Genomic DNA, 21,445 nt, shown 5'->3' with positions numbered 1-21,445 from the left:
CGCCGTGATGTGCCTGCCTATACTCGCCGCAGATCACGGGCAACGGAGGACAGGCAATGGGCGAAATAGACGTGCCGAACGACGCGCACATCCGTTCGACGGTCGGGCCGACCCGCCCACCGCGCGGCGAACAGGTGAGGATCACGGTGGATGGCGCTGGACTGGACGCATGGAGTGGCGAGCCGCTGGTTGACGTGCTCAACCGCGCGCAGATCGAGCTGGCACAGGTGTGCTACCACCCGCAGCTCGGGCCGATCCAGACGTGCGACACCTGCTCGGTGGAGATCGACGGGAAGATCGTCCGCGCCTGCGGCACGCCCATCACGGCGGGCCTGGTCGTGCGGACGCAGACCATCGCGGCCAGGGCCGCCCAGCGCGACGCGTACGACCGGATCGTGAGCAACCACGACCTGTACTGCACGGTCTGCGACAACAACAACGGCAACTGCACGGTGCACAACACGCTGGGCCTGCTCGGCATCCACCACCAGACGCGGCCCTTCCAGCCGAAGGGGTTCGAGAAGGACGAATCGAACCCGTTTTACCGCTACGATCCGGATCAGTGCATCCTGTGCGGGCGCTGCGTGGAGGCCTGCCAGAACGTACAGGTCAACGAGACCCTGAGCATCGACTGGGAAGCCGCACAGCCGCGCGTGCTGTGGGACGGAGGCAAACCCATCGACGAGTCGAGCTGCGTGAGCTGCGGCCACTGCATCACCGTGTGCCCGTGCAATGCCCTTCAGGAGAAGTCCATGCTGGGCCAGGCGGGGCTGTTCACCGGGATTCCGCTGCCGGTGTGGAACGCCGCGATCGACGTGGTCAAGGGCGTCGAGGCCAGCGCCGGCCTGAAGCCCATCATGAACGTCTCGGAGATCGAGTCGGCGGCGCGTGACCGTTACATCAAGAAAACCAAGACCGTCTGCACGTACTGCGGCGTGGGCTGCTCCTTCGACGTCTGGACAGACGAGCGGCAGATCCTGAAGGTCGAGCCGGGGCAGGGCCATGCGAACGGTATCAGCACGTGCGTGAAGGGCAAGTTCGGCTGGGATTACGTGAACAGCGGCGACCGCCTGACCACGCCCCTGATCCGCGAGGGCGACCGCTTCCGCGAGGCGAGCTGGGACGAGGCGCTCGATCTGGTCGCGTGGCGCTTCGCGGAGATCAAGGCGCAGCACGGGCCGGACGCCCTGGCCTTCGTGGCGAGCAGCAAGGCCAGCAACGAGGAAGCGTTCCTGGTGCAGAAGTTCGCCCGGCAGGTCATCGGGACGAACAACGTGGACAACTGCTCACGGTACTGCCAATCGCCGGCCAGCAAGGGCCTCTCGCTGACGGTGGGCATCGGCGGCGACAGCGGCACCATCAGGGACATCGAGAACGCCTCGCTGGTGATCACGATGGGCAGCAACACTGCCGAGAGCCACCCGGTGCTCGCCACGCGGATCAAGCGGGCACAGAAACTGGGCTCCCTGAAGGTCATCGTGTTCGACCTCCGCGAGCATGAGCTGGCCAAGCGGGCCGATCAGTTCCTGCGGCCCAAGCCCGGCACGGACTTCGTATGGCTGGCGGCCGTGAGCAAATTCATTCTCGACCACGGCCTGGAGGACAAAGCGTTCCTCGCGGAGCGCGTGAACGGACTGGACGCGTTCCGGGAGTCCATCCAGTCGTTCACGCTGGAGTACGCCGAGCAGGAGACCGGTCTCAGTGCCGCAACGCTGGAGGCCCTGGCCCGCCAGATCGCCGCCGAGGAGCGCGTGTGCATCCTGTGGGCCATGGGGGTCACCCAGCAGTGCGGTGGCACGGACACCAGCGCCGCGATCAGCAACCTGCTGCTGATCACCGGGAACTACGGGAAGCTGGGCACGGGCGGCTACCCCCTGCGCGGGCATAACAACGTGCAGGGCTGCAGCGACATGGGCGCGCAGCCGGACGCGGTCAGCGGCTACCAGAAGATCGACGATGACCTGGTCGTGCAACGGCACGAGCGCGAATGGGGCGTCACGCTCCGCCCCGAAAGGGGGCTGGACAACACCCAGATGATCGACGCCGCGCTGGAGGGCAAGCTCAGGGCCATGTGGATCACGGGCGAGGAGATGAGCCTGACCGACGCGAACGCCAACCACCTTCAGGAGGGCTTCGAGGCGCTGGAATTCCTGGTCATCCAGGATCTGTACTTTACGAATACCGCGCGCTTCGCGGACGTGATCTTCCCGGCGGCGGCGTCGCTGGAGAAGGAGGGCACCTTCACGAACACCGAGCGCCGCATCCAGCGCCTGTACGAGGTCATGCCGCCCCTGAAAGGCACCAAGCCCGACTGGCAGATCTACATGGGCGTGGCCGACCGCATGGGCCACCGCTGGGGCTACACGCACCCGTCCGAGATCATGGCTGAGATCGCGCGCCTCACGCCGTTCTTCGCCGGGGTCACCTATGAACGGCTGGAGGGCTACAACACCCTGTGCTGGCCGGTCGCGGAGGACGGCACGGATCAGCCGCTGCTGTACACCGAGCGCTTCCACTTCCCCGACGGCAAGGCCCAGCTGTACGCCGGCACGTACCACGCCCGCCACCACGCCCCGAACGAGGAGTTCGACCTGCACCTGAACTCGGGCCGGATGCTGGAGCACTTCCACGAGGGGAACATGACTTTCCGCGTGGAGGGCATCGCGCAGAAGGCACCGGACTCGTTCGTCGAGGTCAGTCCGGAACTCGCCGCCGAACGTCAGATCCAGAGCGGCCAGTGGGTGCGGCTGGTCAGCGAGTACGGCGCGGTGCGTTTGCAGGCCCTGGTCACCGGCCGGGTCAGCGGCCACGAGGTTTTCATGCCGATGAACGCCCGCAAGGCCGAGGACGCCGTGAACCGCCTCACCGGCAGTGGCGGGGACTCGATCACGAACACGCCCGCGTACAAGGACACCCGCGTCCGCATGGAGCTGCTGCACGACGTCGGCCCCAACCCGCTGCCCGCCACGAATCCCCGCTGGGGCCACCCGACCCCGCAGTCAGGCGTCGAGGTCGAGCGCAAGTGGGCTCGGCCGGATTACGTGTATCCCGGCGGGGCGCTGCCCCTGCACGGCGACAGTCTGAATGCCCGTGCCGATGCCCTCGGCGCGGACGACTGACCCCAGGAGAGCCCATGGCGAAACCACTTGAATTCACCCCCCGCGTTCCCACCCCGCAGGAACAACTGCACTCGGAGGTCGAGGACTCCACCGACGCGCTCCTCGAGGGGCTGTACGTGCTGCGGCAGTTGCACGAGCACGGCGTGCTGGACGTGCTGGGCAAGACCGTGCGCGGTGGCGAGGGACTGGTCGCCTCGCTGCTGCACATCACGGGCGGCGAGAGCGGCACCACCGTGCTGCGCAACGCCACGGAAGTCGGCAAAACGCTGTCGGCACTCAACCCGGGCGAGGTCAGCCTGCTGGGGAATGCCGTGGTCACCGGCCTGAATCAGGGAGCGCGGCATGTGGCGGCGGGCAAGGGCGTGGGCCTGGGCGAGTTGCTCGGCCTCCTGAAAGACCGGGACGTGCAGGTGGCGCTCGGCGCCGTGTTCGCCGTTCTCAAGGGTGCGGGCCGCGCGCTGCGGGAGGCGAACGGCGAGGTGGGACAGCTGCCGAATCAGGCCGAGGTCGACCGCTGAATGGCCTGACGGACGGGCGGGAGGACGGCGCAGGAATCGTTCACCTGCCCGTCATGCTGTACCGCGCTGAAAGCTGGCTGGATCGGCACGATGCGGTGGCCGTCGAGGAACCCCTGGAACTGCGCCTCCACACGCCGGACGGTCTGCTTCCACTGGGGGTACTGATGAGGACGCCCGGCCATGATCAGGAACTGCTGCTGGGGTGGCTGATCTCCGAGGGGCTGCTACCCACCCGGTTCACCCTGGAGGCCGATCCCGAGAATTCCAACGTCTGGCACCTGCACACGCCGGAGCATGCACGCCTGGCCGCGGGCGCCCGCCTGACGGTGTCGTCGAGTGCGTGCGGCGTGTGCGGCAGCGGCAATGTGGAACAGCTCCTCGGCCGCGCGCCTCCCCCACTGTGGACGGCAGAGCCAGTCAGGGCGGCGTGGCTGCTCGGGCTGCCCAGAACATTGCTGGCTGCGCAGCCCGGCTTCACGGCTACCGGAGGCCTGCACGGTGCGGCCCTCTTTACAGCGGCGGGCGAGTTGCTGTGTGCCAGGGAGGACGTGGGCCGCCATAACGCCGTCGACAAGGTGGTGGGCTGGGCCGCGCACCGGTTGCCCCTGGTGAATTACGTCCTGGTCGTCAGCAGCCGGGCGGGCTTTGAGATTGTCCAGAAGGCCGTGACGGCCGGAATTGGCGTGGTCGTGGCCGTCGGCGCGGCCACCAGCCTCGCTGTGGACACGGCGACGGCCTTCGGCGTGAGTCTGTGCGGCTTCACCAGGGAGGGCCGGATGACGGTCTATTCGCAGGTTGACCGGATTTCTTCATGAGCTGATCCGATCTGTGTTGGAACAAAGGCCATCGACTTTGAAGTCCTCGAGTATCGGCCGTGAGTGATGCGGCCGTGATGAGGGCAGGTCACCGGCGCTATCGGTTGGATGACCCAGCTCGCCCGACCAGAGCCGTCATGGCTTCGGTAGCCGCTCCAGGAACGCACCCACGGCACGCAGGATGTCGTCCTCAGCGTGCGCACGGGTCACCGTGGGTCGGCCATCGCCCTTCTGTGGGCCATACCGCCCAAAGAAGGCGTGTACCGCTCCGGGGATGACCGTCAGTTCAGCATTCTCTGGCAGGCGCTTGAGGCCATCCCGCACGGCCTGGGGATCGGCGACCCCATCTTCCTCGGCCAGCAGGGACAGCACGGGGAGGGTGGTTTCCCGCAGCGACACATTCCCGGCGGGGTAGGCGGCCATCAGGATCATGCCGGCCAGTTGATCGGCATGGCCGGAGGCGTACTGCGCGGCCATCGCGCCGCCCAGCGAGTGCCCGGCGATCACGACGCGCTTGCCCTGGCCGTAGGTGGCGATGAGGCCGCTGGCACGGTTGACCCCCGTGACGGCCAGATCGAGCGGGAACACGGGAATGACGGTCTGGACGCCCTGTGCGGTGAGGGCCCGGCCCAGCCATTCGTAGGCCTGGGGACGGACCAGGCCGCCCGGATAGAACACGAGCAGCGTGGTCACCTTCTGCCCGACGGGCGTGATGGTGATGACCGGGCCGCCCACGTTCTCGAGCGAGACCTGGGCCGGCGCGGAGACGCCAGGCGGCACGCTGTCCTGACTGAGCATCAGCGGCGGCCTCACGATCACCTGACGGGCCGTGGCGATCACATAGCCGGAGATCAGGGCCAGGACGGCCGCGATCCAGGCACGGACGCGGGGTGACACTCGGGACGGGGCGGCGCGCAGGCGGGTCATGGCCCCCAGCATGGCGGAGGATCGACCGGCGGTGGGTGCCCGATGACACCGACAGGTGTTCCTGCCCATCCTGGGCGCTACCATGCCCGTGTGACCGCGTCTGCCGAGCGTCCCACCCGTCCCCTGGCCTCGAAACCGGCCGGGTACGTGGAACTGGCCCGGTATTCCAGCCTGGGCCGGTTGTGGACCCTGCTGGGCAGCGCAGCCCGGGCGGGGCGGACAGTCAGCCTCGTGCGGGGGGACAGCGCGGACGTCTGTCGCCGCCGGATCGCGGGCGCGGCCCTGCCGAACGCGGCCGTGTTCCTGGATCTGACGCACATCCTCAATGAGCTGGAGGACGCGTTCACGCCGCACCCGGCGCTGGTGGCCCTGCTGGCGGGCGACGCGGAACCGCTGCGGGCCGAGGTGAACGCGCACTTTGAGTTGCGGCTGGATTTCGTGCTGGCCCTCACCGCGAGGCGGGATCTGGTCATGCGTCCCGAGTTCCGGTTCGTGCCGATCGTGCGCGGGCTGAGCGACCTGCCGGACGACCTGCCCCTCGATGCCCGCCGCCTGGGCCGCGATGAACTGCATCTGCTGGTACAGCGGGCCTGCGGCCTGGCCTGACAGAGCGATCGGCGCTCGACGGCCCGTTCCAGGCTGTAAACCCGTGTCGTGTCAGAGGGTTCAGCCGTCGCTGGGCGTACGTTTCTTGGGTTTCGTGGCGGCGAAGGCGGCCAGCTTCGCCGTGATCTGTGGCGGCGTCTTCAGCAGCAGGTTACGGGAATTCGGGTGCGTCTGCGTGAAGGCCTCCACCCGGTCGAACAACGTGGTGAACACGTCCATGGGCATGTCCAGCGCCGGCGTGAGGCGCACGGTACGCTTGCTGCTCAGGCTGAGGTTGGCCATGACGCCGGCAAGGTGCAGTTCGCGCAGGGCCAGGATGGCGGTGGCCTCGAACACGATCTCGCGCAGCATGGCGGGCAGGGGCACCCCGACCATCGGGCGGAATTGCATCGCCATCAACATGCCCTGGCCGCGGACGGCCTCCAGCAGCTGGGGGAAACGGCGTTGAAGCGCGCTCAGGCGCTCCAGTCCGAGCTGCCCCAGTTCAAGGCTGCGGGCGGGCAGGTCGTTCTCCAGCAGGTATTCCAGCGATTTCAGGCCGACCGCCATGGCCAGCGCCCCGCCGCCGAAGGTATTGCTGTGCCGTTTGCTGCTCAGGCCGCCCAGCATCTTCTTGTAGATGGGCGCGCGGACGATGGTTGCGCCGACGGCGGTCATGCCTGCGCCGAGCGGCTTGGCGAGCGTCACGATGTCCGGGTCGAGGCCCTGGGCGGCCGATTCGAACCAATGGCCGGTGCGGCCCAGCCCCGTCTGGATCTCGTCCGCGATCACGGTGATGCCGTGACGGCGGCACACTTCGCCCAGGCCGGACAGGAACCCTGCCGGGGGGATGTTCACGCCGCCCTCTCCCTGGATGGGTTCGACGACCACCGCGTAGATGCTGTCCGGGCCGAGCCGCCGGATCACGCGCTTCAGGGCTTCCAGATCGCCGTAGGGGCAGGTGACCGCGCCCGGCACCAGCGGCCGGAAGACGTCCTGATATTCCGGGTTCGGGGTGAGGCTCAGGCTGCCCAGGGTCTTGCCGTGGTAGCCGCTGGCGAACGAGATGGCGTACTTCGCGCTGGGCCGCCAGGCCTTGGCGAACTTCAGGGCTCCCTCGATGGCCTCGGTGCCGCTGGAGCAGAAGAAGACCTGACTGGTCGCGTGACTGGACAGATCGCGCGCCAGGAGCTTCACCAGATTCGCCTCCAGGGCCGCGCGCCACGGACTGGTGGACTGCTGCGGCAGGCCCATGGCGCGGTTGTGCGTGAGGAACTCCTGCATGAACGACGTGATGGCCGGGGGCATGTCCCCAAACGGCAGCGCGGCGTACCCGCTGGCATTGATGCGGCGCACCCCGGCGCCGTCTTCGAGCTCCCAGGGGGTCACGCGGTAGAACGGACCGTCCACGCCGATGAGGCCCAGGCCGTACAGGAGTTCCTCGTTGCCGTAGGTGAGTTCCAGTTCCCGCACGCGGGCGGGGCTGAGCTGTTCGGCGAGCACGTCCTGCGTGCGAATGAATCCATCGGGGAGGGCGGACATGCCCGCCAGTCTAGCCGGGGCACGCGTCACCCCTCCATCTCCCGCAGCAGGGCGGGTACTCCGCCGGGGTAGGCGCTGGCGTCCAGCCCGTCGGCCCGCAGGTACCGGGCGGCCAGTGCGGATCGCACGCCGCGCTCGCAGATCACGGTCAGGGGCGGCGTCAGGTCGCGGAGCCGGTGCGTACCCTCCTCGATGGCGTCCAGCGTGACCGGCACCACGGGCAGGGGGCTCAGTCCGGTCAGAGGCTGGGCGTCGCGGAGATCGTCGGGGCGCAGGTCGATCAGGGTGCCGGTCGCTGGCAGAGGCATGGTCCGAGCATAGGTCGGACCCGCACATTCCGAGTGGTTCAGTCAGGTATCCTGCTCGGCATGGAAGAAGTCACCCCGCAGGAAGGTCAGCGCCGCGTGCAGGCCGGCGCCGTGCTCGTGGATGTCCGCGAACAGAACGAGTACGACGAGGTTCATGCCGAGGGCGCCCTGCTTGTGCCCCTCAGCGAATTCGAGGCGCGGTACGCGGAACTGCCGACGGACAAGCCGCTGGTCATGATCTGCCGCAGCGGCGCCCGAAGCGCCCGCGCCGGGGAATTCCTCGCACAGCACGGATACACCACCGTGGCCAACCTGACCGGCGGGACGAACGCCTGGGTCGAGGCAGGCCTGCCAAGCGTGAAGGGGCAGAACTGATGGACGACTCGACGCCCACCACCACACCGGCGGCCACCGGTCTGCCCAGCAACGACCAGATCTTGGAATCGCTGAAGGTCGTGAAGGATCCCGAGATTCCCGTGAACGTGGTGGATCTGGGACTGATCTACGGCGTGGACATCGACGCGAATGGAGCCGTAGACATCACCATGACCCTGACCAGCGTGGGCTGCCCCGTCCAGGATCTGATCCGGGCTGACGCGGAGATGGCCGTGGGCCGCCTGGATGGCGTGACGGACGTGAACGTGGAATTCGTGTGGACGCCGCCCTGGGGCCCGGACAAGATGACTGAGGACGGCAAACGGCAGATGCGGATGTTCGGCTTCAACGTCTGATCGGTGTAACGAAACAGGGCGGCCTCCCAGTGGGGCCGCCCGTTCGGTTGTGGACTCAGTCGTCGCTGCTGCGGGCAATTCCGAGAATGTTCAGGAACTGTGCCAGGGCCATAGCGAATCCGGCCACGTAGGTCAGGGCGGCGGCGGTCAGCACGGCGCGCGCTCCGTTGCCCCCCTCACCGCCGCCGCTCAGGCCGCGCTGCTGAAGGTAGTTCAGGGCCCGTCGGCTGGCGTCGAACTCGACGGGCAGGGTGACGAGGTGGAACAGCAGGGCGAAGCCGAAGAGGATCGCGCCCACCCACAGCAGGCCGGTGATGTGCAGGAAGATCCCCGCCAGCAGGAGCAGCGGCGCGAGGTTCATGCCCAGGTTCAGCGGAACGGCCATCTGGCCGCGCAGCACCAGGGCGGGCATGTGCACCTTGTCCTGAATCGCGTGCCCGACCTCGTGGGCGGCGACGGCCATGGCACCCACGCTGGGCACGCCGTACACGCTCTCGCTGAGGTTCACGGTCTTCTGGATGGGGTCGTAGTGATCGGACAGGTTCCCAGGAACGGCGTTGACTGCCACGTTGTGCAGGCCGTTCTCGTCCAGCATCATCCGGGCCACGTCGGCACCAGTCATGGAGCGGGGATTGCGAACCTGTCCCCACTTCTTGTAGGTGCTGCTCAGGTACGCCTGGATGGCCATGGATGCCACGAAGACGATCAGGATCAGGGGCGTGTAGGGACCAAGGAACATACGAAGGACTCCTCCTGGAGCGGGTGATGGGGATGCCGCCTGGCAGCCTCGACCCTTATCTTAGCGTTCCCTACTCAGGTTTAATGAGGAGTGCGCCGCAGGAGCTTGAGACTGATTCACGTCCAATGCGGCAAGGAGCACACGGCCGGGAGGCCCGTACCACCGACGACCGGGGTGCCGTCTGACCAACATTCACGGGGTTGCTTCCGTTCAGGAGTCGAGTAGCGGCATGGCCTTCACGTGAAACCGGACGGCCGTCCGCTCTTCCTGCTGAACATCGAGCTTCACGAACTCCGGCTGGGTATACAGATCCAGCGCGTCTCCATGCAGGTACCCGCGCGCTATGGCCAGGGCTTTCACGGTCTGGTTCACGGCCGTCGGGCCGATCGCCTGGATGTCCACCTGTCCGTGTGAGCGCAGCAGCGCGGCTACCGCGCCGGCGATGGCGTTCGGGCGTGAGGTGCCGGAGACGCGCAGGATTTCGAGGGTGGTGGAGTGGGCCGTCACGTTGAACCCAGTGTAAGGAGGCCCAGACGACCCCACAATGCCCCCGGCGGCGGTGCCAATGCCCGCCAGCACACACAATCTGGGGGCCCCCCACCCCCCTCACCGGCTCTTGAGTTCAGTCCAGATCCGGTCGTACAGCCGCTGTGGCCGCCCTGCCGGCAGTTCCCCGATGAAATCCAGTTTTCCATTGGTGAGCCACGCCGCCGGGGGATTCAGGGCAGGAACCTCCTTCAGGAAGTCGTCCAGCAGCGGTTGGGCCGCGGCATTCGGCGTGGCGTAGTACGTGTAGTTGCTGATCGCCGCGCCCACCTCCGCGCTGAGGATGTAATTGATGAAGCGGTGGGCCAGCTCCGGATTCGGACTGCGCCGGAGCACCACCAGCGTATCCATGGAGATGGTGGTGCCCTCCTGCGGCAGCTCCACCTGCACGTTCTTGTCTTCCTCGGTGGCGATCAGCAGGTCACCCACGTAAATCTGCCCCAGGTCGATCTGCTTGGCCAGCAGCTTGTTGCGCGTGCCGGGGCCGCCGTCGAAGCCCTCGAAACCGCGCTTGGCGACCGTGCGGCGCAGCAGGTCACGGGCCGCCCGGAGCTGGGCGACATCGGTCGTGTTCGCACTGAAGCCCAGATACTTCAGGGCCGCGCCCACCACCTCGCGCGGATCGTCGAGCAGGATGAACTTCAGGGTGTCCTGCGGGCCGAAGATCAGATCCCACGTGGCGGTGGGAGGGGCGTACCTCGCCCGGTTGAACGCCAGACCGGTGGCGGCGTACTGGTACGGCACCGAATACGTGTTGCCCGGATCGTAGGCGGCGTTCAGGAACCCCGCCCCGATGTTCTTCAGGTTCGGCAGCCACGTTTTGTTCAGCGGTTGCAGCAGGCCGGCGCGCGCCATGGTCTGGATCACGTAGTTGCTGGGCACGGCGATGTCGTATTCGGAGCCGCCGCCCTGCAACTTGGCGAGCATGGCCTCGTTGCTCTCGTAGGTGTCCAGAATGACCTTGACGCCGTTCGCCTTCTCGAAGGCCGTCACGATATCCGGGTCGATGTACTCGGACCAGATGAAGACGCGCAGGGTCCTGCCGTCGCCACGGGAAACAGGTGTCGGCGCGCTCACCGTCGGCGTGGTCGGCACTTTCGCCACCCGGTAACAGCCGCACAGCAGGATTAGGCCCAGCACCAGCGAGCGCTTCACGTCGCGCTCCGGCGGGGCCGCAGCAGGGCGTTCGCCGCGATGATGGCCACGACCGTCACCAGGACCAGCAGGGCGCTGAGGGCATTGATGTCCGGCGTGACGCCGCGTTTCACGTTCGTGTAGATCAGCACGGGCAGCGTCCGGAACCCGGAGCCGCTCGTGAAGTAAGTGACCACGAAATCATCCAGAGACAGGGTGAAGGCCAGCAGCGCCCCCGCGAGCACACCCGGCGTCGCCAGCGGCAGGACTACGTGGAGGAAGGATCGGAGACCCGTGGCGCCCAGATCCCGCGCCGCTTCCTCCAAGTCACGGCCATACCCGGCGAGGCGCGACCGGACAGTCAGGGCCACGTAACTGATCTGGAAGGTCACGTGCGCGAGCAGCACGGTCCAGAACCCGTTGTCGAAGGTCCAACCGGCGCGTTCCAGCAGGCCGCGCACGAACGCGTAGAACATCAGCAGGCTTACGCCCATCACGACGTCCGGCATCACGATGGGCATGACCAGCAAGAAGGTCAGGCCCGTGCGGAACCGGAGGGTGTAGCGCCACAGGCCCAGGCCGACCAGGGTGCCCAGGATGGTACTCACTACGGTGCTGAGCAGGGCGATCTCCAGCGTATGTGCCACGGCCTCGCGCACGTCCGCCCGGGCGAACAGCACGCCGTACCACCGGGTGGTAAAGCCCGCCCAGGTCGCGCCGAAGCGCGAATCGTTGAACGAGAACACGATCACGACCACGATCGGCAGGTACAGGAACGCGTAGACCAGCCACGCCCACGCGCTCAGGGCCGGATGGGTACGCCTCACAACAGCTCCTCCAGACCCTTCTGACCGGCCGTCCGGGCGTAGGCCCACAAGCCGAGCAGCACCACGCCCATCAGCAGGAAACTCAGGGCGCTGCCGTAGGGCCAGTCACCGGCCTGCCCGAACTGGTTCTGGATCAGGTTCCCGACCAGGGCTGTCTTCGCGCCACCCAGGATATCGCTCACCACGAAGGTGCCCAGCGCTGGAATGAAGGTCAGGATGATCCCGGCGACCAGCCCCGGCAGCGTCTGCGGGAACACGCCCGCCAGGAAGGCTCGCACGGGCGGCGCTCCCAGATCCTCGGCCGCCTCGAGCAGGCGCCAGTCGATCTTCTCGACGCTGGCGTACACGGGGAGCACGAAGAACGGCACAAAGGCGTACACCATGCCCAGGAACGTGGCCGCGAGACTGGGCACCAGGTCGAAGGGCCTGAGGATCAGGATCCAGGCATACACGCGGATCAGGAAGTTCGTCCAGAACGGGATGATCAGCAGCAGCAGCAGCAGGTTCTTGCGCCGCGCATCCTGCCGGGCGATGTAGAACGCCAGCGGATAGCCCATCAGCACGCACAGCAGCGTGCTCAGGCCCGCCACCCACACCGAGCGCCACAGTACCCGCAGGTTGTCGCCCACCCACTCCTGGAAGAGGGCGTCGTAGCCGACCACCCGCTGCCAGCTTTCCAGCGTCCAGGGCGGCCCGACACGTGCCAGATCCACCCGTGTGAGGAACGAATACGCGAGCATCACCAGGGAGGGCAGCACCAGAAACGCGATCAACCACAGCGTGCCCGGCCCCAGCGTGTTCAGAAAACGCCGGACGGTCAGCATGGAATGGTCCCGGCAGGCAGCGGCGCGGGCAGCCTCATGTTTCCTCCAGCACGATCAGGTTGTCGGGCGGCAGGTAGAGGGCCACCTGCTCCTCATAGTCGAACTCCTCGTCCGCGCCGATGTCCGAGTTCAGCTGGAAGGCCACGAGGCGCTGCCCGGCGGCCTCCAGCAGGTACTGGTTCTCCGCTCCGGTGTACACGATGTCGTCCACGCGGGCGCGGATCTCGTTGCCCTCGGTCTCGTCGTCGCGTTCCATCCGCAGTTTCTCGGGCCGCACGCTCAGGGTCACGTCCTGGCCGACGCGCAGGCCCTCGCCGTGGGTGGTGCGCAGCGGGCCGTGCGCCGTGCGTATCACGGCGGCGGTGCCGTCCAGCTCCTGCACGGTGCCGGGAATCAGGTTGCTGCTGCCGAGGAAGTTCGCGACGAAGGCCGTGCGGGGCCGCTCGTACAGCTCCTCGGCGCGGCCGAGCTGCTCGATCCGCCCCCGGTTCATCACGGCGATCCGGTCGCTCATGACCAGCGCTTCCTCCTGGTCGTGCGTGACGAACACGAAGGTGATGCCCAGGGTCTCCTGAAGGTTGGCCAGTTCCACCTGCAATTCCTTGCGGAGTTTCAGGTCGAGCGCGGACAGGGGCTCGTCCAGCAGCAGCACCTGCGGTTCGTTCACGATCGCGCGGGCCAGGGCCACCCGCTGCCGCTGCCCGCCCGACAGCTGGTCGGGACGGCGGGACGCGAACTCCGCGATGCGGACGCTCTCCAGCGCGCGGGCGACCCGGTCGCGCTGGGCGGCGGCTGGCACGTTCTTCATCCGCAGGCCGAAGGCCACGTTGTCCCGCACGTTCAGGTGCGGGAACAGCGCGTAACTCTGGAAGACCGTGTTCACATTGCGGAGGTGTGGAGGCACGCCCGTCATGTCCTGACCACCGATGATGATTCGCCCCGCATCGGGCTGCTCGAATCCGGCCAGCAGGCGCAGCAGCGTGGTCTTGCCGCAGCCGGAGGGGCCCAGCAGGCTGAAGAACTCTCCCCGGCGGATGTCGAGGTCGATGTCGTCGAGGACGCGCGTCTCGGTGCCGCCCGACCCTCTGTAGCCCTTCACCACGTCCACGACGCTGACCGCCGCATCGGGCGAGAGGTGTCGCAGGCGCTTGCCTTTGAACGGGGCGCCGGTTATGACCGTGACTCCATGGCAGGGACTGGGTTCATGCCCGTAATTGTAGGGAACGCCCGCCCCGGAATCCCCCTTTTGTCGGACGCGGCGGCACCGACGCCCAGGGTAGGGTGCCGGCACGACTGCGGTTTTCATCCTGGAGGTTGACCATGCACGCCGAAGCGACCCTCGTGCCCCTGCTGTTCTTTGGAAGCATCTTCACGTTTCCGCTGGTGCGCCGCCAGCTGATCCACCGTCATGCCATGGAACGCCTGAGCGCCGACCGCCCAGCGCCCGCGCCGCCCGTGGACGTACGCCCGGCGCCATCCGACGAGGCCCCCGTCCTGGCCCTGCGGCTGCCGGAACCGCACCGGCACTACGCGCTGGCGCTGCTGTGCCGCCTGCACGACGCCCCCTACGACCGCCTGGACAGCCGCAGCCAGTTCCTGCTCCGGCAGGCCAGACTGGAGTACCTGCCCGCCACGCTCCGCGCCTACCTGAACCTCACAGCGGTGGCCCGGCAGCACCTTCAGGAGCGCGGCCAGAGTCCCGAGGGCCACCTGCAGGAGCAGCTGGAGACCATCGCGGCCGGCATCACGGAGGCGCTGCGCCAGGATCACACGGCCGCGAACCGGATGCTCACGCAGGGCCAGTTCCTGCGGGATCGCTTCGAGGACGGCCCGGCCCGCGTCCGCGAGTACCTTCAGTCCTGAGCGGGACCCCCGCCAATCTCGTCGGCCACGGTCACGCCCAGGAAGCGGGCCAGGGCCGGTAGCTGGCTCTCCTCGACGGTCACGTCCGCGAGATCCGGAAGTCCCAGGGCGATGCCGCGCAGGTCTGAACCGCGCAGGTCGGCCTCGGCGAGTGTCGCCCGGTGGAAGTCCGTCCGGCGCAGCACGCAGCCGCGCAGGGTACTGGCCGGGAGCGACGCGCCCGTGAACACGGCGTCGGTCAGGTCGCAGTCGTCCACGCGCAGACGGGTGGCCTGCGCGCCGCTCCAGATGGAGAACGGAGCGGCCACGCCCCTCAGCTGAACGTTCCTCAGCGTGACCTGCGGAAGCTGCGTACCCAGCATCCGACCGCCCAGCACCTCGGCCCGCTCCAGCGCGGCGTCGGCCAGGCGGGCGGCGCTCAGGTCACAGCCTTCCAGCCGGACATCGGCCAGCCGCACCAGCGTCCAGTCCACGTCGCGCAGATCCACGCCCCGCAGCACGCAGCCCTCGAAGGCCACGGCATGCAGGCGCAGGGGCACCCGGCCGCCCTCGATCACGACGCCCCGGTAAGTGCTTTCGTCCTCCAGCGCGTCGGCCGCCATCTCACGCAGCCCGCCCCTGGGAAAGCGGGGCGCCAGGGGATTAGGATGGGCGGTCATGGGTGCCCCATCACAGGGTCAGGATCTCGTGGCCCTTGTTGGTCACGGCGACCGTGTGCTCGAACTGCGCGCTGGGCTGCTTGTCCTGCGTGATAACCGTCCACTTGTCGCTCAGCAGCCGCGTTTCCGGGCGGCCCAGGTTGATCATCGGCTCGATGGTGAACACCATGCCCGGCTGGAGTTTCAGGCCCGTGTAGCGCACGCCGTGGTGGTACACGGTGGGCTCGTCGTGCAACTTCTTGCCGATGCCGTGCCCGGTGTACTCCTGCACGACCGAGTAGCCGCGCCCCTCGGCCAGGGTCTGGATGGCATAGCCGATGTCACCTAGCCGCGCGCCCGGACGCACGACGTCCAGCCCGGCCTGGAGGCACTCGTAGGTGGTGTCCACCAGTCCCTGCACCTGCTCGCTCACCGTGCCGACCGTGTAGGTGTAGCACGCGTCGCCATAGTAGCCGTCCAGCAGTACGCCGATATCGACCCCGACGATGTCGCCGTCCTGAAGCACGCGCCCGTCCGGGATGCCGTGACAGATCACCTCGTTCACGCTCGCGCAGATGGTGCCGGGAAACGGCGTGGCCTTCGGCCCGTACCCGAGATAGGCGGGCACCGCGCCGGCCTTGCGGATGTGCTCCTCGGCCAGGGTGTCGAGTTCCTTGAGGGTCACGCCGGGCTTCACGAAGGGTTCGAGCACACGGAAGGTCTCGGCGACGAGCGCCCCGGCGCGGCGCATGGTCTCGATCTCACGGGCGGACTTCAGGGCGACACGGCTCATAACAAAGGAGGCTAACATGACCGGCCACCCGGCATGGGAACGTGCGCCAGCATGCCCGCCAAGGGACTACGCTGCCGGTATGAAGGTCGTGATCAGCGTGGACATGGAGGGCGTGTGCGGGGTGTCGAGCTGGGTGCAGGTGAGCCCGCCGGAATTCGGTGGGCTGGTCAGCGCCGCCGAGTACGAACGGGCCCGCGAACGCATGACGCTGGAGGCCGCCGCCGCCGCGCTGGGCGCGCTGGACGCCGGTGCGACGGAGGTGCTCGTGAACGACAGTCACGACACCATGCGCAACCTGATCCCGGAACTCCTGCCGGACGGTGTGCGCTTCACGAGCGGCAACGACAAGCCCCTGAGCATGGTGCAGGGCGTGCAGGAGGACGGCGTGGGGGCCCTGCTGTTCGTCGGATACCACGCGCGGGCCGGCAGCATGCGCGGCCCCCTCGCCCACACCTGGAACGGCTTCATCCGGGATGTGCGCGTGAACGGAGCCTCGACCGGCGAGTACGGCCTGAACGCCCTGCTGGCCGGACACTATGGCGTGCCCGTGGTCTTCGCCTGCGGGGACGACGTGGCGATGGCCGAGATCACGGCGGAACTGGGGCCACAGGTCGTCACGGTGCCCGTCAAGGAGGGACTGAGCAGCTTTTCCGCCGTGCACCTTCACCCGCGCGAGGCGCAGCGGCGGATCCGCGAGGGCGCGCAGCAGGCCGTGCGGGCGGCGGCCACGGCCGTGCCCTACACCGCCTCCTGGCCCGCGGCCACGCAACTGTCCTTCAACCACCAGGCCCGCGCGGACGCCTGCGAGCGTGTGCCCGGCGTGACCCGCGTGGACGCCGTGACGGTCGGGTGGCAGAGCGAGCACGCCTACCACCTGTTCCAAACCTTCCGGATGCTCGCGAAGGTGGCCGAGGTGCGCCTGGACGGATGATTCTCATTCTGGCCCGGTAAGGTGCAGCATGCGATTCCGTTCCCTGCTGCTGGCCAGCGCCGCCGTGACCGCCACCACCGCCGGAGCCACCACGTGGCTGGGCGCCGACGTGGGCACCTCCGGTTTCGGCGTGCACGCCGGCTTTTCTCTGCTCCGCATCCCGATCATCGGTGCGATCGGGGTCGAGGGCAGCGCGGAGAAGGCCTGGAACACCAGTCTGGCGAACCGGTACGCGGCGGGCGTGACCCTGCGTGACCTGAACATTCCCATCACGAAGGTTGATGCCTTCGCCACGGTCGGAGCGGAATATTCAAACGCGTTTGCGCTGTACGGCGAGGGCGGCCTGCGCGGCCCGCTGCTCGGCCCCGCTGGCTGGCGGGCCTTCGTGCGGGCCAGCACGGCCGGACATTACGGAGCGGGCGTGGGCCTGGAACTGCGCTTCTGAGTCCATTACGGACACGGAGTCCGCTCCTGCGCCACAATGGGAGCGTGACCTGTCGTGATGACATCCTTGCTGTGGCCCGCATCCTGGCGCGGCAGAGTGCCGATGGCACCTTTTCCAGCCAGGAAGTCGTGGCTGCCCTACGCGCCAGGGGCACTACGCACCTGGATACGACGATCCGCCGGCATGTCGCCAGCGAGATGTGCCGCAACGCGGTCGGCGCGAACGCCGGGAAGTTCCACGACCTCGAACGCGTGGAGCGCGGACGCTTCCGCCTGATCGAGGCCGCCCCCAAGGCGAATCTATAACGCTCCGCATTCCACGGGTGCTGCCGGGCCAGCATGTAGACGTTCCCCACTTCGTTCCTGCACCTGGAACGGACGCCCCACCTGGGCCTCGTCCGGGGTGAATGCACCACCCGCTTCGATCCGGCGGCGTTGAGCAAGTCAGAAGGGGACGCCGCCCAGTCACCTGCGCTGGAATCGTTTCAGGGCATGGTCGCGGTGCCGCACAGCCTGTTTGGCTCCACGGAACCGGACGTGCTGGTCACCAGTTGGGCCGGACGGTGACCCTGACGCCTTTCAGCCCACAGGCGCAAGACGGCTGTAGCTACACCTTGTGCGGCGTGTCCGAACCCACCTCCTGACGCTGCTCAGCCGAGGCTGGAACGCAGCCGCTGCACGTCCCGCTGCCAGTCCCGCTGGTCGTCAGAATCCTCCCAGAGTTCCGGGAGTTCGCTGTCAGGGCCGAGCACCCGGTCGACCGCGTCGAGCGCCTGCTCGCGCTGACTCGACAGGCTGCTGGCATTCGCCTCCTCGACCCAGCTCAGGAGGTCAGCGTCCGTGATGTTGCGGTGATCGCCCGACGTGATGGCGGCGATGATCTCGGCCGCCGCGATGGCTCGGGAACCCTCCTCGACCTCGATGTAATCGAGCTCTGGGTCGAGCACGACCTCCAGGGCCTCGCGGAGCGCCACCGCGCCGTCCTCGACGACTTCCTTGATGAAATCGGCGGCGCTGTCGTTCTCGAAACTGCCGGTGCCCCAGGTCCCCATGCCCTCAGCGTAGCGGGATTCACGCCCTTATGCCTTCACTCAAAGCTGCACAGGCCAGACGACACCCTATTCAGTTGGTGGAGTGGGCAACCCGTCCATACGTGTTTTCCACATACGCTTCCATCAGCGCCTGGAAGTCCTCGGCAATCCGGGGGCCTTTCAGGGTGGTGAGCAGTTTGCCGTCCTGATAGACGGGCGCGCGGGGTTCCTCGCCGGTGCCGGGGAGGCTGATGCCGATGTTGGCGTGCTTGCTCTCGCCGGGGCCGTTCACGATGCAGCCCATCACGGCGACCTGCATGTCCTCCACGCCGGGGTACTTCGCTTTCCACTCGGGCATGGTGTCTCGGATGTAGTCTTGAATCTTCTGCGCAAGTTCCTGGAAAAACGAGCTGGTGGTGCGGCCACAGCCGGGGCAGCTTGTGACCTGCGGGAGGAACTGGCGCAGGCCGAGGCTCTGGAGCATCTGCTGCGCCACCTCGACTTCCAGCTTGCGGCTCGCGCCGGGTTCCGGGGTGAGCGACACGCGGATGGTGTCGCCGATGCCCTCGGTGAGCAGCGGGGCCAGGGCGACGCTGCTGGCCACGATGCCTTTCATGCCCATGCCCGCCTCGGTGAGGCCCAGGTGCAGGGGGTAGTCGCACAGTGGCGCGAGTTGCCGGTACACCTGCCACAGTTCCGGGGCGCTGCTGACCTTGACCGAGATGAGGATCTTGTCGTGCGCGAGGCCGAGTTCCTCGGCGTACGCCGCCGATTCCAGCGCGGAGACGACCATGGCGTCGATCATGACGTCGGTTCCGGTCTTAGGGCTGCCCTGGGCGGTGTTCTCGTCCATCAGGCGGGCGAGCACCTGCTGATCCAGGCTGCCCCAGTTCACGCCGATCCGCACGGGCTTGTCGTATTCGCGGGCGACCTCGATCATGGTGGCGAAGTTCGCGTCGTGGTGCTGTCCGGCGCCGACGTTGCCGGGATTGATGCGGTACTTGGCGAGCAGCCGGGCCGTGTCGGGGAACTCGCGCAGCAGGATGTGGCCGTTGTAATGGAAGTCCCCGACGATAGGGACGTTCAGGCCGACCTCCTCCAAGCGCGCGACGATCTCGGGAATGGCGGCGGCGGCCTCACGGGTGTTGACGGTGACGCGCACGATCTCGCTGCCCGCGCGGGCCAGTTGTGCGACCTGGATGGCTGTGCCCTCGGCGTCGGCCGTGTCGGTATTGGTCATGCTCTGTACGACGATGGGGTGCGCGCTGCCGATGGGCACGCCGCCCACGTCCACGGTCACGGTCTGGCGGCGGATGGTCATGGCGTCAGTCTACGCGGGGGGCACGGGACGGTCAGGAAGGTGGATTACCGCCCGCGCCGGCTTCCTGCATGTGATCAAGGAGGGCCGCGAGCCCCAGATCGATTCCGCCGCGTGGGCCGCTGGGGCCGTAGATGCCGGCCCGTTCCAGGCTGGCCGCGCCGTGCAGGAAGGTCCAGAGGGCCACGGCGTGATCGGTGTCGTCCGGATGGCCGCTGAGGTCGCCCACCAGCCGCAGCAGCGTGTTCCACAGTGCCTTGCCGGCCGTGGTCTTCAGGCCGGGCTGGGGATCGGCCTCGGCGGGCACGAGCAGCAGGGCGTAGGCGTGCGGGTTGCTGCGGGCGTAGTGAAGGTACGCTCCGGCGGCCGCCTGGAGGGCATTGCGGGGCAGGTGATCCTCAGCCGCCGTCTGAAGCTCCAGCTGCAGTTCGTGGGCCGCCCGTGCCGCGAGGGCGCCCAGCAGGGCGTCGCGGCTGTCGAAATGACGGTACAGACTGCCGGGTCGCACGCCCAGAACGTCGGCCAGGGGACGCATGCTCAGGGCGTCGGGGCCGCCCTGCTGGAACAGCTGCCACGCCGCGTTCTCAATCGTGGCAGGAGTGAGCTTGGTCGGATAGGGCATGGTGAACAGTGTACGTCTTGACAGCCGTTCCACCGCTGCATACACTGTTCATCATGAAAGCGAACACTGTTCAGCTTCGGGGGGCCAGAATGGTCAGCGCATCCGATGTCCTGGCCTTCGCCGTCGAACTCGTCGCCATCGCGGCCATCACCACCTGGGGGTGGCGCAGCGGCGGCTGGCTGGGCGCCGCAGGCTCGTTCGTCGCCTTGGCTGGCGTGTGGGGGACGTTTCTCTCCCCACAGGCGGCGGTGCCCGTGACCGGAGTCGCGTGGCCGCTGGTCAAACTGGCCGTGTTCGCCGGTTCAGCCCTTTCCCTGAGCAGTGTCTCCACCCCCCTGACGGCCCTCGCCTTCCTGGCCCTGTGTGTGGCCAGCGTGATGCTGGGAGGTACGCGGTGACCCGCCCGCCCATCCGCCTCACGCAGTTCGGCCTGGTCAACACCTACCTGGTGCCGGAAGCCGATGGCTTCACGCTGATCGACGCGGGCCTGCCGGGTCTGGAACGCCGCGTCCTGAACACGGTGCGCTCCACGGGACGCCCACTGAAACGCATTGCGCTCACGCACGCGCACGACGACCATATCGGCGCGGTGGACGCCCTGCTGGCCGCGCAGCCCGACCTGGAACTGCTGGTGGGCGCAGGCGACGTGCCCCTGTTGGCCGCGCGCGGCTGCAAGGCGACGCCCACCCGCACCCTGCGCGGCGGCGACCGGGTGGGCTCGCTGACCGTCATCGACACGCCCGGCCACTCGCCAGGGCACGTCGCCTTCCTCGACGAACGCGACGGCACGCTGTATGCCGGGGACACCTTCGTGAACGTGCCGGATCTGCATGTGGCGAGCGTCCTCAATGCGGTCTTCCCGCTGCCGACCCTGGGCACGTCCGACCTGCTCCAGACAACCCGCAGCGCCCGAACCCTGCTGGACGTGCCCGCCCGCACTTTGGCCGTCGGCCACGGGCGGCCCATTGCTGATCCCCTGGCACACATGCGCCGGGCCGTCGAGCAGGCCGAGAGTGAACGCGAACCAGCGCCCATGACCCGGACGGTTGCCCGACTCGTAGCCCGGCTGACGGGCATGGGCAGTGCGGTCGCCGTGGTCGGAAAGAACGCGGCCGCCAAGAGCACGCACGACTGACCGCGGACGGAGCCATCTGGGTAACACGCTGACGGGCGCGATGGGTGTGCTCAGC

General features: G+C 67.9%; 26 protein-coding genes. 12 read left to right on the top strand and 14 right to left on the bottom strand.

Annotated features, from left to right (window positions below; all coding sequences use genetic code 11):
• Positions 1 to 56 precede the first annotated feature (56 nt).
• The 3 genes from fdhF to E7T09_RS03510 are packed head-to-tail and all read left to right on the top strand — an operon-like array spanning position 57 to position 4,452.
• Entirely contained in the window at positions 57 to 3,119 is a 3,063-nt protein-coding gene (gene fdhF / locus E7T09_RS03520) for a formate dehydrogenase subunit alpha (RefSeq protein ID WP_136387728.1), read from the top strand.
• A gap of 14 nt (positions 3,120 to 3,133) precedes the next feature.
• Positions 3,134 to 3,637: a DUF1641 domain-containing protein gene (locus E7T09_RS03515; RefSeq protein ID WP_136387727.1), complete on the top strand. Its 504-nt coding sequence runs from the start codon at positions 3,134 to 3,136 to the stop codon at positions 3,635 to 3,637.
• 53 nt (positions 3,638 to 3,690) lie between these two features.
• Positions 3,691 to 4,452: a formate dehydrogenase accessory sulfurtransferase FdhD gene (locus tag E7T09_RS03510; RefSeq protein WP_136387726.1), complete on the top strand. Its 762-nt coding sequence runs from the start codon at positions 3,691 to 3,693 to the stop codon at positions 4,450 to 4,452.
• Between the two features lie 135 nt (positions 4,453 to 4,587).
• Here E7T09_RS03510 and E7T09_RS03505 read toward each other — a convergent pair whose 3' ends face one another.
• Complete coding sequence (locus tag E7T09_RS03505) at positions 4,588 to 5,379, bottom strand: alpha/beta hydrolase (RefSeq protein WP_136387725.1); 792 nt, start codon at positions 5,377 to 5,379, stop codon at positions 4,588 to 4,590.
• A gap of 90 nt (positions 5,380 to 5,469) precedes the next feature.
• Between E7T09_RS03505 and E7T09_RS03500 the strand changes: the two genes are divergently transcribed.
• Positions 5,470 to 5,985, top strand: coding sequence for a hypothetical protein (locus E7T09_RS03500; protein WP_136387724.1), 516 nt, complete (start codon positions 5,470 to 5,472; stop codon positions 5,983 to 5,985).
• A 60-nt stretch (positions 5,986 to 6,045) separates the two neighbouring features.
• Here the strand turns inward: E7T09_RS03500 and E7T09_RS03495 are convergent, their stop codons facing one another.
• Positions 6,046 to 7,506 (bottom strand): aspartate aminotransferase family protein, encoded by a 1,461-nt coding sequence (locus tag E7T09_RS03495; protein ID WP_136387723.1) that lies wholly within the window; start codon positions 7,504 to 7,506, stop codon positions 6,046 to 6,048.
• A 26-nt stretch (positions 7,507 to 7,532) separates the two neighbouring features.
• On the bottom strand, positions 7,533 to 7,814 hold the full coding sequence (locus E7T09_RS03490; RefSeq protein ID WP_136387722.1) for a rhodanese-like domain-containing protein: 282 nt from the start codon (positions 7,812 to 7,814) through the stop codon (positions 7,533 to 7,535).
• Between the two features lie 60 nt (positions 7,815 to 7,874).
• Here E7T09_RS03490 and E7T09_RS03485 point away from each other — a divergent pair, with 60 nt between their 5' ends.
• Positions 7,875 to 8,189 (top strand): rhodanese-like domain-containing protein, encoded by a 315-nt coding sequence (locus E7T09_RS03485; RefSeq protein WP_168734677.1) that lies wholly within the window; start codon positions 7,875 to 7,877, stop codon positions 8,187 to 8,189.
• Positions 8,189 to 8,545: a metal-sulfur cluster assembly factor gene (locus E7T09_RS03480; RefSeq protein WP_168734676.1), complete on the top strand. Its 357-nt coding sequence runs from the start codon at positions 8,189 to 8,191 to the stop codon at positions 8,543 to 8,545. Before E7T09_RS03485 ends, E7T09_RS03480 begins: the two co-directional genes overlap by 1 nt.
• Before the next feature lie 55 nt (positions 8,546 to 8,600).
• Here the strand turns inward: E7T09_RS03480 and E7T09_RS03475 are convergent, their stop codons facing one another.
• The 6 genes from E7T09_RS03475 to E7T09_RS03450 all read right to left on the bottom strand — a co-directional run bounded on the left by E7T09_RS03475 (position 8,601) and on the right by E7T09_RS03450 (position 13,714).
• Positions 8,601 to 9,284: a zinc metallopeptidase gene (locus E7T09_RS03475; RefSeq protein ID WP_136387720.1), complete on the bottom strand. Its 684-nt coding sequence runs from the start codon at positions 9,282 to 9,284 to the stop codon at positions 8,601 to 8,603.
• 210 nt (positions 9,285 to 9,494) lie between these two features.
• On the bottom strand, positions 9,495 to 9,791 hold the full coding sequence (locus E7T09_RS03470) for a stage V sporulation protein S (RefSeq protein ID WP_136387719.1): 297 nt from the start codon (positions 9,789 to 9,791) through the stop codon (positions 9,495 to 9,497).
• 99 nt (positions 9,792 to 9,890) lie between these two features.
• Entirely contained in the window at positions 9,891 to 10,985 is a 1,095-nt protein-coding gene (locus E7T09_RS03465) for a spermidine/putrescine ABC transporter substrate-binding protein (protein WP_136387718.1), read from the bottom strand.
• Positions 10,982 to 11,791, bottom strand: coding sequence for an ABC transporter permease (locus tag E7T09_RS03460; RefSeq protein WP_168734675.1), 810 nt, complete (start codon positions 11,789 to 11,791; stop codon positions 10,982 to 10,984). Before E7T09_RS03460 ends, E7T09_RS03465 begins: the two co-directional genes overlap by 4 nt.
• Entirely contained in the window at positions 11,788 to 12,615 is an 828-nt protein-coding gene (locus E7T09_RS03455) for an ABC transporter permease (protein ID WP_136387716.1), read from the bottom strand. The genes E7T09_RS03460 and E7T09_RS03455 overlap by 4 nt, the downstream gene beginning before the upstream one ends.
• A 34-nt stretch (positions 12,616 to 12,649) precedes the next feature.
• Positions 12,650 to 13,714: an ABC transporter ATP-binding protein gene (locus E7T09_RS03450; RefSeq protein ID WP_240741593.1), complete on the bottom strand. Its 1,065-nt coding sequence runs from the start codon at positions 13,712 to 13,714 to the stop codon at positions 12,650 to 12,652.
• 221 nt (positions 13,715 to 13,935) lie between these two features.
• Here E7T09_RS03450 and E7T09_RS03445 point away from each other — a divergent pair, with 221 nt between their 5' ends.
• Positions 13,936 to 14,478 carry a hypothetical protein gene (locus E7T09_RS03445; RefSeq protein WP_136387715.1) on the top strand — a complete coding sequence of 181 codons (543 nt, stop codon included), beginning with the start codon at positions 13,936 to 13,938 and terminating at the stop codon, positions 14,476 to 14,478.
• Here E7T09_RS03445 and E7T09_RS03440 read toward each other — a convergent pair.
• Both E7T09_RS03440 and map read right to left on the bottom strand, forming a co-directional pair.
• On the bottom strand, positions 14,469 to 15,137 hold the full coding sequence (locus E7T09_RS03440; RefSeq protein WP_136387714.1) for a pentapeptide repeat-containing protein: 669 nt from the start codon (positions 15,135 to 15,137) through the stop codon (positions 14,469 to 14,471). The genes E7T09_RS03445 and E7T09_RS03440 overlap by 10 nt on opposite strands.
• Positions 15,138 to 15,147: 10 nt before the next feature.
• Positions 15,148 to 15,909 carry a type I methionyl aminopeptidase gene (map, locus tag E7T09_RS03435; RefSeq protein ID WP_168734674.1) on the bottom strand — a complete coding sequence of 254 codons (762 nt, stop codon included), beginning with the start codon at positions 15,907 to 15,909 and terminating at the stop codon, positions 15,148 to 15,150.
• Between the two features lie 79 nt (positions 15,910 to 15,988).
• Between map and E7T09_RS03430 the strand changes: the two genes are divergently transcribed.
• Genes E7T09_RS03430 through E7T09_RS03420 form a run of 3 tightly spaced genes read left to right on the top strand, consistent with a single transcriptional unit; the run spans position 15,989 to position 17,590 of the window.
• Positions 15,989 to 16,840 (top strand): M55 family metallopeptidase, encoded by an 852-nt coding sequence (locus E7T09_RS03430; RefSeq protein WP_136387712.1) that lies wholly within the window; start codon positions 15,989 to 15,991, stop codon positions 16,838 to 16,840.
• A 28-nt stretch (positions 16,841 to 16,868) separates the two neighbouring features.
• Positions 16,869 to 17,285, top strand: a complete 417-nt coding sequence (locus tag E7T09_RS03425) for a hypothetical protein (RefSeq protein WP_136387711.1) — start codon at positions 16,869 to 16,871, stop codon at positions 17,283 to 17,285.
• 44 nt (positions 17,286 to 17,329) lie between these two features.
• Positions 17,330 to 17,590 carry a hypothetical protein gene (locus tag E7T09_RS03420; RefSeq protein ID WP_136387710.1) on the top strand — a complete coding sequence of 87 codons (261 nt, stop codon included), beginning with the start codon at positions 17,330 to 17,332 and terminating at the stop codon, positions 17,588 to 17,590.
• Positions 17,591 to 17,934: 344 nt separating this feature from the next.
• Here the strand turns inward: E7T09_RS03420 and E7T09_RS03415 are convergent, their stop codons facing one another.
• The 3 genes from E7T09_RS03415 to E7T09_RS03405 form a co-directional block, all read right to left on the bottom strand.
• On the bottom strand, positions 17,935 to 18,336 hold the full coding sequence (locus E7T09_RS03415; protein WP_136387709.1) for a DUF4259 domain-containing protein: 402 nt from the start codon (positions 18,334 to 18,336) through the stop codon (positions 17,935 to 17,937).
• Positions 18,337 to 18,406: 70 nt separating this feature from the next.
• The gene (gene ispG / locus E7T09_RS03410) at positions 18,407 to 19,636 is read right to left on the bottom strand and encodes a flavodoxin-dependent (E)-4-hydroxy-3-methylbut-2-enyl-diphosphate synthase (RefSeq protein ID WP_136387708.1); all 1,230 of its coding nucleotides are present in this window, start codon (positions 19,634 to 19,636) and stop codon (positions 18,407 to 18,409) included.
• Between the two features lie 31 nt (positions 19,637 to 19,667).
• The gene (locus tag E7T09_RS03405; protein ID WP_168734673.1) at positions 19,668 to 20,255 is read right to left on the bottom strand and encodes a TetR/AcrR family transcriptional regulator; all 588 of its coding nucleotides are present in this window, start codon (positions 20,253 to 20,255) and stop codon (positions 19,668 to 19,670) included.
• A 53-nt stretch (positions 20,256 to 20,308) separates the two neighbouring features.
• Between E7T09_RS03405 and E7T09_RS03400 the strand changes: the two genes are divergently transcribed.
• A complete protein-coding gene (locus E7T09_RS03400; protein ID WP_136387707.1) occupies positions 20,309 to 20,653 on the top strand; it encodes a YrdB family protein in 345 nt (114 codons plus the stop codon).
• Complete coding sequence (locus tag E7T09_RS03395) at positions 20,650 to 21,390, top strand: MBL fold metallo-hydrolase (protein ID WP_136387706.1); 741 nt, start codon at positions 20,650 to 20,652, stop codon at positions 21,388 to 21,390. The genes E7T09_RS03400 and E7T09_RS03395 overlap by 4 nt, the downstream gene beginning before the upstream one ends.
• The last annotated feature ends 55 nt before the right edge of the window (positions 21,391 to 21,445 follow it).

The organism is Deinococcus sp. KSM4-11 (assembly GCF_004801415.1).
GTDB lineage: Bacteria > Deinococcota > Deinococci > Deinococcales > Deinococcaceae > Deinococcus.
The sequence above is the reverse complement of the archived record's forward strand: the minus strand, read 5'-3'. Positions and strand labels throughout refer to the sequence as shown.